Genomic DNA, 16,002 nt, shown 5'->3' on the forward strand with positions numbered 1-16,002 from the left:
ACCATCCACCGTTTCAAAATGACACCGCCTCAACTCGGTGCGATCCCGCGCGCACAAACCACAAAAGCAGAAAAATCCACGCAAAATACTCAATGCCGTGAATAAGATGGGCTAGATAGTGACCATCTCATAACCACGCTCCAGTCCACCGTAATCTTGATAATGTCTGCTTTCAGGAGACGATCATTTTGGCTTGAACGTCTGACATGAGGCGTATCCCGCCTGTCTGCTTCATATTCCTTGAGCGGACAGGCAGCACAGGGGGGTGAACGGAATGTCCGCTTCCAGCGCAGGTATGCTCGGAAGAAGACATCGATTGTCATCAACGGGCGCTCTAAACGCGGCACAGAATATCCAGACAGACCACTATCACTCCCAACCACCGCCCAGCGCCTGGAACAGATCAATCTGCCGATCAACAAGTTCGATCCGGGCGGATGACAGGCGTGCCTGCGCCTCGGCGTAATTCGCTTGCGCGTTAAGGACGTCGAGGAATGGCGTGCGGCCGAAGCGTTGCAGTGTTTCTGCATCGCTGCTCGCCTTGCCGGCGGAGTTCGCCGCCCGCTCCAGGTCTCCCAGACGCTCACGCGTTCGCATGTAGGCAGACATGGTGGTTTCGGTCTGTTTTAATGCAAGTAGAATCGTTCCATCGAACGTACCAAGCGCAGCACGGGCTTCTGCTCCAGCCTGCGCGATACGCGCGTTTGCCAATACTCGGTTAGGGAACGACCATGAGACCAATGGACCGACGCTCAAACCGAACGACGATAACGTCAGGGCATGCGTGATCGACGTGGTACTCCCCACCGAGCCGCCAAGGCTGACCTGGGGATAGAGATCGGCTTCGGCGACGCCGATGCCGGCCGTCGCCGCGGCGAAAAGGCGTTCTGCCTTTCTGATGTCGGGGCGACGCCTCAATAGCGCGGCTCCGTCGCCAATCGGCAGCGGGAGCATAAGCGACGGAATAGTAGTGCATGGCTCCAGATCGCGCGGATAGTCCAATGGAATGCGCCCCATGACGGCGGCCAATGCGAATAACGCTGTTTTCTGATCAGCGAGGATGGCTGGAATCGCGGCTTCGCTGGCGAATGTTGCCGTTCGCGCGCGTTCACTATCAAAGCGCGTGCCGCGTCCCTCGCTGGCCATACGCAACGCGACATCAAGTGTCGCGCGTTGAACTGCAACAACGTGTCTCGCGGCGGCCAGCGCTACGCCATCAGCACAAACGCGAGCATAATTGCGCGTGACAGTGGCTGCTACGATCACACGCACTTGATCGCGCGCTGCCTGCGCCGCCTCTGACTGAGCGTTCGACTCTTCGATTGCGCGATGGATGCCCCCCGCCAGATCGAGAGGATAACTGACGTTCATACCTAACGCGTAGCTGAAAGGCGCTGGCAGAAACCGGGTCGGACCTCCTATCCGCGAGCCAGTAGTTTGCCCACTGAGATCCGTCGTTATGGTGCGTGCTGCCTCTGCTTCGCGTACAAGCGCGTCAGCTCTCCCGAGATTGGCCTCTGCGATGCGAAGATCAGTGTTTGCAGCCAGCGCCTCGGCGACGAAGGCGTCGAGCCGGGCATCCTTGTAGAGATGCCACCAATGCGGTGGTAGCGGCGCCGGGACCACGCCATCGTTCCTGCCGCCAAGGAGCGCTTGCGTCGCTCCAGGGCGATTGGCAATGGCCACGTCGGGAACGCGATAATTCGGTCCAGCAACGCAGCCCGTCATCAGAAGCACCATACATAGGGCAAAAACAGATCTCACAGATGCCTCCCAACCACGCTCAAGGGTGTAGAGGGCAGGATTTCCACCGTCGCCGTTCGTCCTGCGATCAGCTTCGTGCCCGCTGGTACACGGTCTATGTGCAGACGGACCGGAATGCGTTGAGCGAGCCGCACCCATGAGAATGTTGGCGCGACCTTGGGTAGGAGATTTCCGGAGTTGTCGCGCTGGTCGTCGGCGATTGCGGCGGCAATGCTCTCGACATGACCGACGATATCGGCATCGTCTCCCATCAGATGAATGCGCGCGCGATCGCCGATGGAGACACTGCGCAGTTTGGTTTCTTCGAAATATCCTTCCACGCGCAACGTCTCGGCGTCCACCAGTGCCATGGCTTGGACGCCAACGGCCAGATAATCACCAGGATGAAGGTCGAGATTGGTGACGGTGCCCCCGACTGTTGCGCGGATTTCAGTGCGCTGCATGTCGATCTGGGCCACGTCCCGGTCAGCGAGTGCGCGCGTCAGCGCTGCCTCCGCCGTCCTGACCTTTGCAATGTTCTGCTCGTGCGCTTCCGTCGCGACGAGATCGCGCAACACCAGGTCGCGCCGCGCCTCCTTGCGCGCCAGATCGAGTTGCGCTTTTGCCTCCGTTATGGCGGCTTCTGCACGTTCGAGCGCTGCGGCCCGACGCGGTCGATCAAGGACGATCAGGAGCTGTCCAGGGCGCACCACCTGATTGTCATGGACCAGAACCTGGGTGATGAGACCGCCAATATCGGTCGAAACCCGTACGACGTCAGTCCGTACGTGGCCATCACGAGTCCAGGGTGTGCGCTGATTGCGTTCCCACAGATGGAGCGCGACGGCAGCAGCGATGACGACGAGCCCAAGCGTCAAGGCATGGCGCCCCAGAAAGGTGAGGAGGAATTTCATGGGAGAGATCCGATGGTGGATAGACCCTGCGCGAGCAGGCTGAACACAATGGTGAAGACGGCAAGTTCGACGAGCGGCCGGATAGAAAACACTCTCCACGCGCCGAGGAGGGTGAGCAGACGTAGCAACGCAACGGTGGTTACCAAGGCGATGAAGGCGCCTCCCAACAAGCCGGGAACAAAGATGCCACTGATGCAGAGGTCTGGAATCATGCTCTGGCCTCGCTGTTTTGGACGGAAGAAAGCGCGAAACGCAGGTCGATGAGTGGATCAAGTAGGTAACGGTGCGCGCCCGTTCCGACGACAATGCGCGCGATCAGCTCCTCAACCTGCGTATTCAGTTCGTCGACCGATGGTGAACCTCTGTCGAAATGGTGCGCGAGATCGAGCAGCAGCACCTGGATGGTACTGAGGGGCTCACTTTCCAACTGGTCGAATTGCTCGCGAAGACGGCTCACTGCGTGACCTATGCGAAGGTCACGCACGATCATGTCGATCGTCTCCGTTGTCGGCCGCGCCGAAAGACTTAGACGGGGTCGCAGAAGGGCGATGCGATCGATTGTCAGATTGGTCCAGATGGCTTTGGCGGAAACCCTGCTTCGGACGCGATAGGCCGCGTCACGACGGCCGAGCCGCAGCAACCGGTTGATCGCGGTATCTGGGGAGACGGTCTGGAACAACGTCATAGTTGCCGCTCCGAAGCCGACGCCCATCAACAGCGCAATGCTACTATTGATGGCCTCAGCGAAGTCTCCGCCATAAACAGGACCCAACCCGACGAGGATCGGGACAGTCAGCGTGATGCCGAGCGCCATGAAGGCGGTCGACGGCCGAGCCTGCAGTGATCCTCCGAATAGAAAAGCTGGTGCGAGGACCGCGATCAACACCCAGAACTCGAAGACACGCGGCAGGACGGTAAAGCTGTAGATCAGGCTGATCGCGATACCATAGACTGAGCCAAGCATGTATTTTCGGACATACGGCACTGGTGCGTCCACATTGCCGAACAGGGCACAGGTGACACCCAAAACCGATACGGCCAGCCCTCCATCGGGCCACGCAGACCAAATCCAAAAAAAGCAGCCGAGGAGTATCCCAAAAGCGGCACCCAGACCTGCCCGCGCCGCCATCATCGGGTCGCGGTGGAAGACATAGCCCGTCGTTTTCTCAGCGCCCTGAAATGGCTCTGTTGCACACTCTGCTGCGTTGACTTCGATGCCGAGCCGTTCGATCTCGTGAAGGAGACCGACGAGCTCGGCGAGATGACGGGCTATGTTGGCGACAAGGCCATCGATCAAGGTGGCTTCATCAGCATGGCCGAATGAAAGGGCATTCTGTAACAATCTGTGCGCTTCTGTCACGCGATCACTCGGCGTATCCAAAGTGATCCAGCTGCGAACTTTGCATAAAAGCTGCGCTAGTTCCTCAGGCATTCCAGGCGCATGAATGAGGGAAATCCGTTCCTCAACATCGGCGAGGAGCAACAACAGGTGAGCCAGACGATCATGTAAAGCGCGCAACGTTAAGCGGCTTAGACGTGTTGTAACCGGATCATAAAGAAGGTGTGTCGCCAGTCCCCTGAGCGCGAGCAGGTCCAGAGCCATTCGGTAGCGATCATCGCGGCATGAGCTTTCAGAGACATTGTTCAATACGTCGCAGGCCAGTTTTCGGGCATCATGCAGCGTTGCTGTCAGCTTGGCCTGAAACTGGCCGGTCATCGGCCGGGGGACCACATAGCGATGGATCACCACAGCACACACAATGCCCAGTGCGATCTCCTGTACGCGCACGATGGCGGTGTCGAAGACTGCGCCAGGCGCCGCAACTGCAGGAAAGCCGATCAGGCTGGTTGTGTAGCCGGACAGCACGAAGGCATAAGAGCGCGGCGTGCGGTCGAGTAGCGACAGAAACAGACCGAGACCGATCCATCCTGCGAGCACCGCACTGCACACCACTGGCTCGTTGGCGAAGGTCGGAACGATTGCGACGGTCGCGAGCGCCCCGGCCAGAGTGCCCATCAGACGGTAGAGACCACGACTGAGCGAGGCACCCCCCGTGGGTTGCGACACGAGATAAACGGTGACGATCGCCCAAGCAGGGCGCGGCAATCCAATGCGAAGCGCTATGAAATAAGCCAGCATCGCGGCAGCGAAACTCTTGGCGGAAAAGAGCAGTGCTTCACCGTCCGCCCTGAGGGTTGGGTTACGAAGCAGGGCGATGAGTTGCGGCAGAATCAACGCGGGTCTGATCCACCCGTCCTGCCATAGGGGCCTGAATGTCATGCCTTGTTGATAATAAGTTGCAACAAGCGGGTAAATTAGGTATCCAGACAATCAATCACTGAAAGCTGCCAATCCGATGTCGTACCGCTCCTCAGCTATCGCTTCCGTGGACCCGGACACTTCGGATGCAACCGCAATCGCCCACAGGCTCGATTTTGCTGATCATGCATCCGAAGTGCCAACGCACATCCATCGAAAAGGACAGCTGATTCTGGCATCTTATGGCGCCGTCACCTGCACCGCCGCTCAAAACGTATGGATCGTTCCTCCGAACTGCGGAATCTGGATTCCGGGCGGGGTGCCGCATAGTGCCCGGGCGACTGCGAACGCCCGGGTCGATTATCTCTTCGTTGAGAGTGGTGCGAGTAGCCTCCCCGATCATTACTGTGCGCTGGAGATCACGCCGATGATCCGGACGATGATTGATCGTCTGGCTGCTGAGCCCAAAGATTATCCTCCGGATAGTCATGCCGCCCGACTGGCGCGCGTCATGCTCGACGAATTGGCCGAGATGCCACGACAGGGTCTTAACCTGCCCGTATCAGAGCATACCAAAATTCGTGCCATTGCTGATGCACTGACAGCCAGGCCATCAGATCGCAGTACAGTGGCCGACTGGGCGCAACGTGTTGCGATGAGCGAACGATCTCTGGCCAGACTGATGGTTCAGGAAACCGGGTTGACATTTGGTCGGTGGCGACAACAGCTTCATCTTGTCGTCGCGCTCCGTGAACTGGCGAGTGGCACGAGTGTGCAGCGGGTTGCGGCCATACTCGGTTATGAGTCCGTCAATGCGTTTATTACGATGTTTCGAAAGGCTGTTGGCAGTACGCCCTCGCGGTATTTGCCTAGTGCAAACGGTCGCGAGCACTTTTCCTGATCGCAGGAGAACTGAATTTTGATCAGGTTGCCAGCCATACCTTGGATTTGCCCAAGCAAAGACTGCACTTACCCCCCAAAACCTTAAAGACTTGTCTTTTAAGCCAAAAAACAGGTCTAAAGAAGTCCCATTGATAGTTCCTCGATCCTGTCACCCAGGAATGGCACATCCATCTATTAAGGATGCTTTGGCGGACTGATATCGGATATTCTGTTGTTATCAATACAGGAGTAGAATCATGTTTACCCATGTGATGATTGGCAGCAATGACCTCGAACGGGCGAGAACTTTCTATGACGCAACATTTGCCGCCTTAGGAGGCGTCCCTGGCGAAATGGATTCCAGAGGTCGTCTCATCTACAGACACAATGTGGGACGGTTGATGATCACAACGCCGATCAACGGAGAGCCCGCGACGGCTGCCAATGGCGGGACCATTGGCATTGCCGCAGCCAGTCCCAGCCATGTTGGTGCGTGGCATGACGCCGGTATTGCCCATGGCGGAACCAGCATAGAAAGCCCGCCCATTGAGCGCCCAAACGGAGCATTCGTTGCTTACCTTAGCGATCCAGATGGAAACAAGCTTACGGCTCGTACCCAGGCCACCACCTAGTTCACTGACTTTGAGGTGCTAAGAGACGTATGATCCGTATAGTTGCTGAAGCTCGGCCGATTACTCAGCCGCTCATGGCGGGCATTATTATGAGTTTTCCTGATACGCTTCTTCAGGGTGAACCGGCGTTAATGTCGTCACTTCGATGAAATAGCCACCTTTCGCTCGAAAGTAGAAGGACCAGGCGCCATGTGCGTTGCGTGGAGCCTGCACCTCCCAGCCATCGGCGCTTAGGCGCTCATAGAGAGCATCGACGTCCTCGCGAGACTTCTGGATGAAACCAATGTGCAGGATGTCGAATTGCCTGGGATAATCAAAGCCTTCGAGCTTGTTATCGAAATGATTGACGATCAGAACCAGCCCATCATTGTCCTGCATGATGGCCATTTTGATCCCACGCACAACGAGAGTGCGCAGGCCGAAATACTGTTCGAACATTGCGCGATCAGCCTCAGTGTCGTGGCTGTAGAGGTTGATATGGTTCAGCTTCATGACTGTGTCTTTCCGTTGGTGAGACGGACACGAGCCGGTCGCAAGATGGATAACGACGACCGACCACGGGCGAGGCCTATCCTCGTCGTGTCCGGCCATGGCCAAGAGCGGGTTTATTCGCTCAAGCGTGACTGTCTCTCCAGAGAGACCACAGGTTGTCACCATACCTGCATCGCTGTCTTTTTAGGCAAAAACGACTTTGCTGACACCAGCAGCAGCGGTCAAGCGGCATCTTCAGCTATGTCCGCTTCATAGAGGCGCATTGGGCAACAAAAACGACCAATATGAGGGCGATAGCCGACATTACAATGAAGGACGCGGGACGGAGATCGTCCCCGCGTGGCAAGGCCAGACTGGCAACTCGCACCGAGCTGGTTCATTGTTTCTGTGATGAATCCGTTTCGTTCGCCTGACACCGACCTGCCCCTGACGCATGCCCTCATCCTGAAGGCCGCGCTGCTGACGATCGGCTATATTGAGGAAAACGGCCCGATCAGCCTCACGCCCAGCAAAGCGCTGAAACGCTATTTTGTCGCGTGGGCCGCCGAGGCCTTTGACTGGCCCGGCTATACGGTTGAATACCTCTATGCCGTCAACAAAGTCCTCAATGAACATGATTTCCCGCCGCTAGTGATCCTGCATGAGGTTCTGCTCAGCGCGAAGCTCGCACGGCATTTCAAGGGCACCCTGCGGCTAACCGACTTGGCGAGAAAGCTCAGATCGGAGCCTGCCCGGCTCTGGATGCTGTTGACAACCCACCTCCTGTTTGTCGTCGACCACAGTCCTTACACCCGAAGCGATGAGCCGCTGTTCGGCAACTGGGATATCTTTCTCAACGTCATCAATATCGAGGCCCAGGTTGCCGTCACAGAAGAGCGGCTATGCGCGGTTCTCTACGGGGGTGAAGAGGAGGAGATCCGTCACCGGGATTTCAAGCTGACCGCCAGTCTTTACGTCCATGTCCTGCGTCCGCTGTGCTGGGCAGGACTGCTCAACGAGCACCGAACCGGCACCGGCCTCAACAGGCGGGATTTCTATACCAAAACACCATTGTGGACAGCAGCCCTCAAACTCGAAACAGATCGACACCTGCAGCCTGTGACCCGTCACTGACCATCGTCGACAGCCATTCGGACGCGACATCGCTCCCATATAAAAGGCGGCTTCCGGAGACCGGAAGCCGCCCATATCAGTCAATGGACAGATGTTACTCAGCCGCAACCGCGTCCAGGCTGTCGGGCATGTCAGCCGCTCCTACTTCTCCTTCACTCCGCCCTGCCACGTTCCTTGTGCGCAGCGCCTCTGGCAACCAGCCCGAACCGTCCAGAAGCCGCTCGGCAGCCTGCGCCATGTCGCCCTTCTTCATATGGGCGATGCGGTCGGCGGCCTCGTTACCCCGCGCCTCGCGCACAGCTTCGAGGATGCGCGCCTTGGTGACGCGGCCGAGATAATTCTCCACCGTTGGCTGCCAGCCCGCCTCGACCAAGTCGAGCCTGAGCGCCGTGGCGAGACGGCCAACTCGCGCAAGCCTCTCCCTGACGCTGCGTGCCAGAGACGGACCATGGGACGATTCATGCAGCGCGTTGATCCCGAAAGACAGGCAATGCGCCAGCAGCGCGATGCGACTGGCATCGTCCAGTCCGTCGAGCCACTGCCAGAGTGCGTCTTCATCCTCCGGCAGATCGTGCTTCCAGCCCTCGTTGCGCTGACGCAGCGCATGGGCTGGCAGGCTGCCTGGCATGTCGGGGGAATGCACCGCCAGCGGGATTTCCCGGACATAGGCTTCCAGACAATCCACACCCGAGACCTGCCAGTAGAGGTCGCGAACCAGCGTGTGCAGCAGTTCGGTCAACGCGATATGCGGATTGGCCGCGAAAGCGTCGCGCAGGGCCAGTGTCCGCCAGGCCGTCAGTTCGGTCAGCAGGCGATCGGACAACGGCTTCAGCCCGTCTTCCTCCTCGGGCTCCGTATCGGATGCGCCTTCCCTCCCATCCCCTTCGGCATCATCGCCATCGCCGCGATGGTCAATGGCGTCATCATATCCCTCGGACTCATCGTGACCGTCCTCGGGCTCCGCCGGCATGTCTTCTGGCCGGACAAAGCCCCGCTCGACCAGCAGCGTGCCGTCGGTGTCCAGGCTGACGAAAACCCCTGCCCGCGCCATGTCGGCCGGATCGAAGGATACCGAGCGTTCCTCCAGCGCCTCAACGGCCTGCTCGATCTCGCCAAGGCGCGCGTCGATTTCTTCCGGGAACTCATCAGCCTGCGCGTATTCCGCCTCGATGGTTTCCTGCTCGCTGTGCAGCGAAGTCAGACGGGCGGTTTCTTCGTCCGAAAGCGCAACAGGCGTCCCGTCAATCTCCGCAAAGTCCCGTGTGTGTCCCCAGGGGAAGGACAGCGCAGTTTCGACCCATTTCCAGCCCTCGGCACGGATATCCTCTGCGGTCGCATGCAGTTTTTCCATGACCAGCCGGTCGAGCAGGGTCGGATTATCCAGCCAGCCGCCATCATCAGCCTCGAACAGATCACGCATGACGGGACCACCTGCCGCCAGATAAGCCTCCAGCCCGATGAAACGCACGCGGCGGTCCGATGCCCGCACGTTTTTTTCCGTCAGCATGCGGCGGATCAGATAGGGTTCGCGGTTGTGGCTCTGGGAGACGATCTCCCAGACCTGTAATTGCCTGTCATGGTCATCGCTGATCGAAAAGGCCATGAGCTGGTCGAGCTTCATGCCATCCTGTTCGTAAATATCGAGCAGTTTGTCGGACACGGTCATCAGCCGCAGGCGCTGTTTGACCACGGCTGGCACGACGAAGAACGCGGCGGCGATTTCTTCCTCGGACATGCCTTTTTCCAGCATGTCGCGAAAGGCGCGAAACTGGTCCAATGGGTGCAGGGCCACGCGCTGGACGTTCTCGGCCAGGGAATCATCCTCGGCGAGAATGGCTGATCCGGCCTCGCGCACGACGCAGGGCACCGGGGCGGTCTTCGCCAGTTTCTTCTGCTTCACCAGCAACTCGAGCGCACGGAACCGGCGCCCGCCGGCCGGCACTTCGTAGGTACCAGTCTCAGCCCCCTCCCCGTTCAGGACGGGACGGACGTTCAGACTCTGGAGCAGGCCACGACGTTCGATGTCGCGGGCCAGTTCGTCGATCGACAGGCCGGACTTCACGCGCCGCACGTTGGACTGCGACAGCACCAGCCTGTTGAAAGGGATATCACGGGATACATTGAGGGCGATTTTCTGGATGGCGCTCGCCATGGCGGGACACTCCGTGACGGACGGGCGGAAGCCTCTCTTCCACCCCTGAATCCGTCACGAAAACCCCACGTCCCTCTTCCTCTCTTCCGGCCCCATCAGACACCGGATCGCCTCCACGGAACCGCGTAGAGACGGCTTTACGGAACGCAGATCCGTGCCAGCAAACCCGCGAGTCGATAGGAATTGTGACAAATTGCGACTATTATAGTCGTTACATCACCAATTTGTGATAATGCCGACAGCGATAGCCGCGCGTGTTCGCGACTATCCCGAAGCCCTCTTCCTGCGATCTATCTCCCTGTTTCCGCGTATTTTTCTGTTCACTCACGTGCCGTCCGACATCCAGAGTGCCGTCAGAGCTAACCGAAGGTCCATGCAGAAAGGACGGGAAGATGGCACGCCAACGCGATACGATAGCGGACAGGGTGCGGCTCGTTCTCGACGCCCCGGACGCCAACGTGACACCCTTACGCAGTGGAGCCGATCCGCGGCTGGTCAGTCTGGTCCGGCTTCTGGCCCGTCAGGCCGCACGGGATTTCGTCAACGCTGAAGTGGAGGCCGCGAGGCGACGCGATCTCCAGGATTAGGGAGATGGGATTGTGAAAGTCGCGCTGTATGCCCGTTATTCGTCCGAAAACCAGCGTGATGCCTCGATCGAGGATCAGTTGCGCCTCTGCCGGCTTCACGCGGAGAAACAGGGCTGGACGATCGTCGACAGCTACACCGACCGGGCGATCTCCGGTGCTTCCCTGCTCCGCCCCGGCATTCAGGAACTGATCCAGGACGCCACGCGCGGGCGCTTCACGATTGTGCTGGCCGAAGCCATGGACCGGCTGTCGCGCGACCAGGAAGATATCGCCGGCCTGTTCAAGCGGATGACCTTCTCCGGCGTGCGCATCATCACCCTGTCCGAGGGCGACGTTACACACCTGCATGTCGGCCTCAAGGGCACCATGAACGCGCTGTTCCTCAAGGATCTGGCCGAGAAGGTCCGTCGTGGACTGCGCGGCCGGATCGAGGACGGCAAATCCGGCGGCGGCAATTCCTACGGCTATGACGTCGTGCGCCAGTTTGATGCCAAAGGCGAGCGTATCCGGGGTGACCGGACCATCAACGAGGAAGAGGCCCGCACGGTCAGGCGGATCTTCACCGATTACACGCGGGGCAAGTCATCGCGCACGATTGCCATGGAACTGAACCGGGATGGCGTTCCAGGTCCGCAGGGACGGGAATGGGGACCATCCACCATTCACGGCAATCGGGAACGCGGCACCGGCATCCTCAACAACGAGATGTATGTCGGCCGTCTGGTCTGGAATCGGCTGCGCTACCTGAAAGATCCCGATAGCGGCAAGCGCGTCTCGCGCCTCAATCCTGAATCCGAATGGGTCATCCAGGACGTACCGGAACTGCGGATCGTCGAGCAGGATCTATGGGATGCCGTAAAAGCGCGCCAGGCCGAAACAACGTTCAGCCAGCCGGAACGGGGAAACGAAGCCCTCAGTGAGCGGCGCCGTCCCCGCCATCTCTTTGCCGGGCTGATCCGCTGCGGCTGCTGTGGCGGTGGCTACAGCATGATCTCGAAAGACCTGCTCGGCTGCTCGACGGCGCGCAACAAGGGCACCTGTGACAACCGACTGAACATTCGTCGCGATGCGCTGGAGGCGTCCGTCCTGAGCGGATTGCGCACGCACCTGATGGAACCAGACCTGTTCAAGGAATTCTGCAACGAGTTCACCCGCGAGGTGAACCGCATGCGCATGGAACTAGGCGCTGACCTCGTGGCGATGCGAAATGAGCTGCCTCGCATTGATCGCGAACTGGACAAGGCAATCCAGGCCATCCTCGACGGCGTTCCGGGCGCGAAGCTCAAGGATAAGATCGGCGCGCTGGAGGCGCGCAAAATCGAACTTACGGAGCGTCTGGCCAACACGGAGGAACCGCCTCCCCTTCTCCATCCGAACATGGCAGAGATCTACCAGCAGCGGATCGCGTCTCTCTATGAGAGCCTTCAGGCCGAGGAGACGAAGACCGAGGCAGCCGAACGCCTGCGCACACTGGTCTCGCAGATCACGCTTCAGCCGGCCGATGGTGAACTGGCGATCATCCTGCGCGGCGATTTGGCGGCGATTCTGCAGTTCGCGGCGCACAAGAAAAACGCCACGGTCCATCCGGACAGTGGCGTTCTTGATGCGTTCGTATCGCAAGTATCGTTGGTTGCGGGGACAGGATTTGAACCTGTGACCTTCAGGTTATGAGTTCCAGTCTAATACTTACACTTTTTTCGCACACGACCAGTTTTTCTACGATAAATGGCGGTTTTCCTTACGTTTTTACTCGGAGCATGGTACACTCTCCTACGACTGGAATCGCCCCATTTCTTCCCCAAATGATTCCTATTTGATTCCAGTGATTCCAGCCGAGGGAGGGTTCCCCATGGTCAAGATCACGAAACGTTCCGTCGAAGCCGCCGCCAAAACCGGCAAGGAATATTTCCTCTGGGACGACGAACTTCGGGGCTTCGGTCTGAGGGTCCATCCCTCGGGTCGGAAAATCTATCTCGCCCAGTTCCGCGCGGGCGGGCGTATCCGTCGCGTCAATATCGGCCCGCATGGCCCGATCACGCCGGACCAGGCCCGCACCGAGGCGATGAAGCATCTCTCCGATGTCCGGCTGGGCAGTGATCCCGGCGCGCAACGCGACCGTCTGCGCGCCGCCGTCACCGTGAAGGAGTTCGGTCAGCGGTTCCTCGACGAGCATGTCGCCTCCCACTGCAAACCCTCGACCCAGTACGAGTATCGCCGCTGCGTGGACCTGTTCATCGTCCCGAAGCTCGGAACGCACAAGATTATCGACGTCACCCGTGCCGATGTTGTCGAACTGCACCAGGGGCTGAAAGAGACACCCTATCAGGCCAACCGGGTGCTGGGCGTGCTGTCGATCATGTTCACCCTGGCCGACACCTGGGGCGTACGGTCAGACGGGATCAATCCCTGCTGGAAGGTGAAGCGCTACAAGGAAGCGAAGCGGGAGCGTTACCTGACGCCCGATGAACTGGCCCGGCTGGGCAAGGTGCTCCGCGAGGCGGACGGCGAGCCGGAGGCCGCGACCTGCATCCGGCTGCTGCTTCTGACCGGCTGCCGCCTTGGGGAAATCCAGACCCTGAAATGGGACTATGTGGACTTCCGCGCGGGTGTCCTGCGCCTGCCGGCCTCCAAGACCGGAGCCAAGATCGTGCCTGTCGGCAAGGCGGCGCTGGACGTGCTGGCAGAGATTTCTCGGATCGAGGGGAATCCCTACGTCATCACCGGGCAGGTGGAGGGAAAGCACCTGACCGACATTCAGCGCCCTTGGCGGAGGCTGCGCGCACGGGCCGGGCTGGACACGCTACGCATCCACGACCTGCGCCATTCCTTCGCCTCGGATGCACTCCAATTGGGGGCGGACCTGACCATGATCGGGCGGTTATTGGGTCATACTCAGGTGCAGACCACCGCGCGGTATGCCCACCTCAAGACCGATCCCGTCCGCACCACCGCCAACAAGGTCGCGGATGCTATCGCCAGCGCGCTTGGGCACGTCGCGCCAGAAAACAGGGTCAACCGGGCTCCTGTCCCGGTCGATACACCCTTGGCGATATTGAATGATACCGCTCTTTGAGATATATTCCCCTCATGAACGTGACACCTGACCAGATTCGCGCCGCCCGCGCCCTGCTGCATCTGCCGCAGGATGAACTCGCACGCCGCGCCCATGTCTCCGTCGTGACCATCCGCCGTCTGGAAAGCGAGGTCGGCGCGCGGCAGGTCACACCGATTGTGCTCGACGGAGTCTGCCGGGCATTGGAGCAGGCTGGGGCAGAGTTCATCCCTCACGGCGTGCGCCGCAAGAACGCCCCGCGCGCCCAGGCGGAGAGACTTTTCACGGATCTACGTGCCATCAGCCTGCGTAGCGCCGAGCGGTTGCAGGGACACGACATCCTGACCGACCACGATCTCTACGATGAGAACGGCCTGCCAGCGTGATCGTCATCGACACTTCTGCGCTGGTGGCCATCCTGCGTCGGGAAGATGAAGCCGACGAGTTCCTCCGTCTGATCGCCGAAGCGGACCGTTGCCTTCGAAGTCGCTGCCATCGAGATCGTGCCACAGGACGCCGAACAGGCACGGATCGCCCGCACGGCATTCCTGCGTTTCGGCAAAGGACGGCATCCAGCCGCGCTAAACTTTGGCGATTGTGCGAGTTATGCGCTGACCATAGCCAAAGACGCCTCACTGCTCTTTAAAGGTAACGACTTCATTCAGACAGATATCTCAAGAGTTTGGAAGATATCTGACTGAGAACGATCAATCGAAAAATTAAAAATCTATCGAGAGAATTATGTTGGAGAAAATAGTTCAGCTATCTCCCCTTCTTGGTCCCTTATTTGCCGCCATAATTGCGGTTCTCGGATGGGTTGTAGCCCACTCGTTCAATACGAGGAGAGATCGCGCAAACAAACGCCGTGACATGATAACTCAATATCTTTTGGAAGCTTACCGGCGTCTTGAGATATCAGCTAATCGCGATTCAAAAACAGAAGAACAGACAATCGATTTTGAATCTGCAATTGCAGATATACAGCTTTTAGGTAGCGTCGAGCAAATATCAGAGACTGTTAAATATCTTAAGTCACACGCATCGAATGGTAGAGCAACTATAGATCAAGTTTTATGCTCACTTCGTAACGATCTTCGCAAAGAACTGAATTTATCCGAAATAAAAAATCCCCCTCTTATTTTTCGATTTATTCGAGATAAAACAGCGAAAAAGCAGGAATGATCAGATAGTAAACGGGGAAGGAAGGCCCTTCGCCTCCCTTCCCCCAAATGCCGCCTACAGAGCAGCAGGGCCGCGCGACGGCGCAGGGCTTTGCCCCGCTGGCGCGCAACCCGGCCACTCCCGCCGTCATTTGTCCCCAACTCTCCCGCGCGGTCACCCGCCTCCGGGAAGCACGCAGGGTGCTTCCACCGGCGATTTTACCGGCCAAGGAGTCAGGGACATGACCGACAATGCGAATGGGGCCTTCCGTAATGTGATCCTTCATGGCGACAGCGTTGCCCTCATGCGCGCCATGCCGCGCGGGAGCGTGGATTTCATCCTCACCGACCCGCCCTATCTTGTGAACTACAGGGGCCGGGACGGGCGGACGATCCGCAACGACGACAACGCCGCATGGCTCCGGCCCGCCGTGAACCAGATGCACCGCGTTTTGAAAGACGGCGGGTTCATGGTAAGTTTTTACGGATGGAAGAAAGCCGACCTGTTCATGCAGGCATGGCGGGACGCGGGGTTCCGTATTGTCGGACATATCGTCTTTCGCAAGTCCTACGCTTCAACATCCCGGTTTCTTCAATACACCCACGAAAGCGCCTTCCTTCTGGCCAAGGGTAACGCGAAACTGCCCCGCCAGCCGATCCCGGATGTAATCGACATGCCGTATTCGGGGAACAAACTGCACCCGACGCAGAAGCCCGTGGCGGCGTTGCTGCCACTGGTTCATGCCTTCTGCCCGCCAGATGGCCTGGTGTGCGATCCGTTCTGTGGCTCCGGTTCGTCCCTGGTCGCGGCCCAGCATCTTAGCCGCGACTGGCTGGGTATGGAACTGGACGAAACGCACGCGGCTACCGCTTCGCGGGGGCTGGCCTATTGGGGCCAGAGGCGGGCGGCGGCATAAGCCGCTCCCTCTTTCCTTTCCGGTCCAAAACCGCGCCGATCCCAGCGGACCGGCGCCGGGGACGCACTGCCCACACGTGCGGCGCTCCGCGCCGCGAG

16 protein-coding genes are annotated in these 16,002 nt (G+C 59.1%); 10 read left to right on the top strand and 6 right to left on the bottom strand.

Going from position 1 to position 16,002, the window contains the following annotated elements; genetic code table 11:
* Positions 1-369: 369 nt before the first annotated feature.
* Genes HLH48_RS21005 through HLH48_RS21020 form a run of 4 tightly spaced genes read right to left on the bottom strand, consistent with a single transcriptional unit; the run spans position 370 to position 4,893 of the window.
* On the bottom strand, positions 370-1,728 hold the full coding sequence (locus tag HLH48_RS21005; protein WP_246387634.1) for an efflux transporter outer membrane subunit: 1,359 nt from the start codon (positions 1,726-1,728) through the stop codon (positions 370-372).
* 32 nt (positions 1,729-1,760) lie between these two features.
* Positions 1,761-2,657, bottom strand: coding sequence for an HlyD family efflux transporter periplasmic adaptor subunit (locus tag HLH48_RS21010; RefSeq protein WP_182999433.1), 897 nt, complete (start codon positions 2,655-2,657; stop codon positions 1,761-1,763).
* The gene (locus HLH48_RS21015; RefSeq protein ID WP_182999434.1) at positions 2,654-2,869 is read right to left on the bottom strand and encodes a DUF1656 domain-containing protein; all 216 of its coding nucleotides are present in this window, start codon (positions 2,867-2,869) and stop codon (positions 2,654-2,656) included. Before HLH48_RS21015 ends, HLH48_RS21010 begins: the two co-directional genes overlap by 4 nt.
* Positions 2,866-4,893, bottom strand: a complete 2,028-nt coding sequence (locus HLH48_RS21020; RefSeq protein ID WP_182999435.1) for an FUSC family protein — start codon at positions 4,891-4,893, stop codon at positions 2,866-2,868. Before HLH48_RS21020 ends, HLH48_RS21015 begins: the two co-directional genes overlap by 4 nt.
* A 121-nt stretch (positions 4,894-5,014) precedes the next feature.
* On the opposite strand from HLH48_RS21020, the gene HLH48_RS21025 reads away from it, so the two are divergent.
* Together HLH48_RS21025 and HLH48_RS21030 are read left to right on the top strand one after the other, a co-directional pair.
* A complete protein-coding gene (locus tag HLH48_RS21025; protein WP_182999436.1) occupies positions 5,015-5,818 on the top strand; it encodes a helix-turn-helix domain-containing protein in 804 nt (267 codons plus the stop codon).
* A gap of 238 nt (positions 5,819-6,056) precedes the next feature.
* Complete coding sequence (locus tag HLH48_RS21030; RefSeq protein WP_182999437.1) at positions 6,057-6,431, top strand: VOC family protein; 375 nt, start codon at positions 6,057-6,059, stop codon at positions 6,429-6,431.
* A gap of 87 nt (positions 6,432-6,518) precedes the next feature.
* On the opposite strand, the gene HLH48_RS21035 is transcribed toward HLH48_RS21030, so the two are convergent.
* A complete protein-coding gene (locus HLH48_RS21035; protein WP_182999438.1) occupies positions 6,519-6,923 on the bottom strand; it encodes a VOC family protein in 405 nt (134 codons plus the stop codon).
* 390 nt (positions 6,924-7,313) lie between these two features.
* Here HLH48_RS21035 and HLH48_RS21040 point away from each other — a divergent pair, with 390 nt between their 5' ends.
* Positions 7,314-8,036, top strand: a complete 723-nt coding sequence (locus tag HLH48_RS21040; RefSeq protein WP_182999454.1) for a hypothetical protein — start codon at positions 7,314-7,316, stop codon at positions 8,034-8,036.
* Between the two features lie 94 nt (positions 8,037-8,130).
* Here HLH48_RS21040 and HLH48_RS21045 read toward each other — a convergent pair whose 3' ends face one another.
* Complete coding sequence (locus HLH48_RS21045; protein ID WP_182999439.1) at positions 8,131-10,188, bottom strand: ParB/RepB/Spo0J family partition protein; 2,058 nt, start codon at positions 10,186-10,188, stop codon at positions 8,131-8,133.
* A 392-nt stretch (positions 10,189-10,580) separates the two neighbouring features.
* Here HLH48_RS21045 and HLH48_RS21050 point away from each other — a divergent pair, with 392 nt between their 5' ends.
* The 7 genes from HLH48_RS21050 to HLH48_RS21075 all read left to right on the top strand — a co-directional run bounded on the left by HLH48_RS21050 (position 10,581) and on the right by HLH48_RS21075 (position 15,904).
* The gene (locus HLH48_RS21050; RefSeq protein WP_182943945.1) at positions 10,581-10,775 is read left to right on the top strand and encodes a hypothetical protein; all 195 of its coding nucleotides are present in this window, start codon (positions 10,581-10,583) and stop codon (positions 10,773-10,775) included.
* Between the two features lie 12 nt (positions 10,776-10,787).
* Entirely contained in the window at positions 10,788-12,446 is a 1,659-nt protein-coding gene (locus tag HLH48_RS21055; protein WP_182999440.1) for a recombinase family protein, read from the top strand.
* 178 nt (positions 12,447-12,624) lie between these two features.
* Complete coding sequence (locus HLH48_RS21060) at positions 12,625-13,848, top strand: tyrosine-type recombinase/integrase (protein ID WP_246387636.1); 1,224 nt, start codon at positions 12,625-12,627, stop codon at positions 13,846-13,848.
* Positions 13,849-13,862: 14 nt separating this feature from the next.
* Positions 13,863-14,213, top strand: coding sequence for a helix-turn-helix domain-containing protein (locus HLH48_RS21065; RefSeq protein WP_182999441.1), 351 nt, complete (start codon positions 13,863-13,865; stop codon positions 14,211-14,213).
* Positions 14,214-14,330: 117 nt separating this feature from the next.
* Positions 14,331-14,528: a type II toxin-antitoxin system VapC family toxin gene (locus tag HLH48_RS23855; RefSeq protein ID WP_373320190.1), complete on the top strand. Its 198-nt coding sequence runs from the start codon at positions 14,331-14,333 to the stop codon at positions 14,526-14,528.
* A 40-nt stretch (positions 14,529-14,568) separates the two neighbouring features.
* Positions 14,569-15,009, top strand: a complete 441-nt coding sequence (locus HLH48_RS21070; protein WP_182999442.1) for a hypothetical protein — start codon at positions 14,569-14,571, stop codon at positions 15,007-15,009.
* 220 nt (positions 15,010-15,229) lie between these two features.
* Positions 15,230-15,904, top strand: coding sequence for a DNA methyltransferase (locus tag HLH48_RS21075; protein WP_182999443.1), 675 nt, complete (start codon positions 15,230-15,232; stop codon positions 15,902-15,904).
* Positions 15,905-16,002 lie beyond the last annotated feature (98 nt).

It is taken from the genome of Gluconacetobacter sacchari, assembly GCF_014174255.1.
In the GTDB taxonomy this organism is placed as follows: Bacteria; Pseudomonadota; Alphaproteobacteria; order Acetobacterales; family Acetobacteraceae; genus Gluconacetobacter; species Gluconacetobacter sacchari.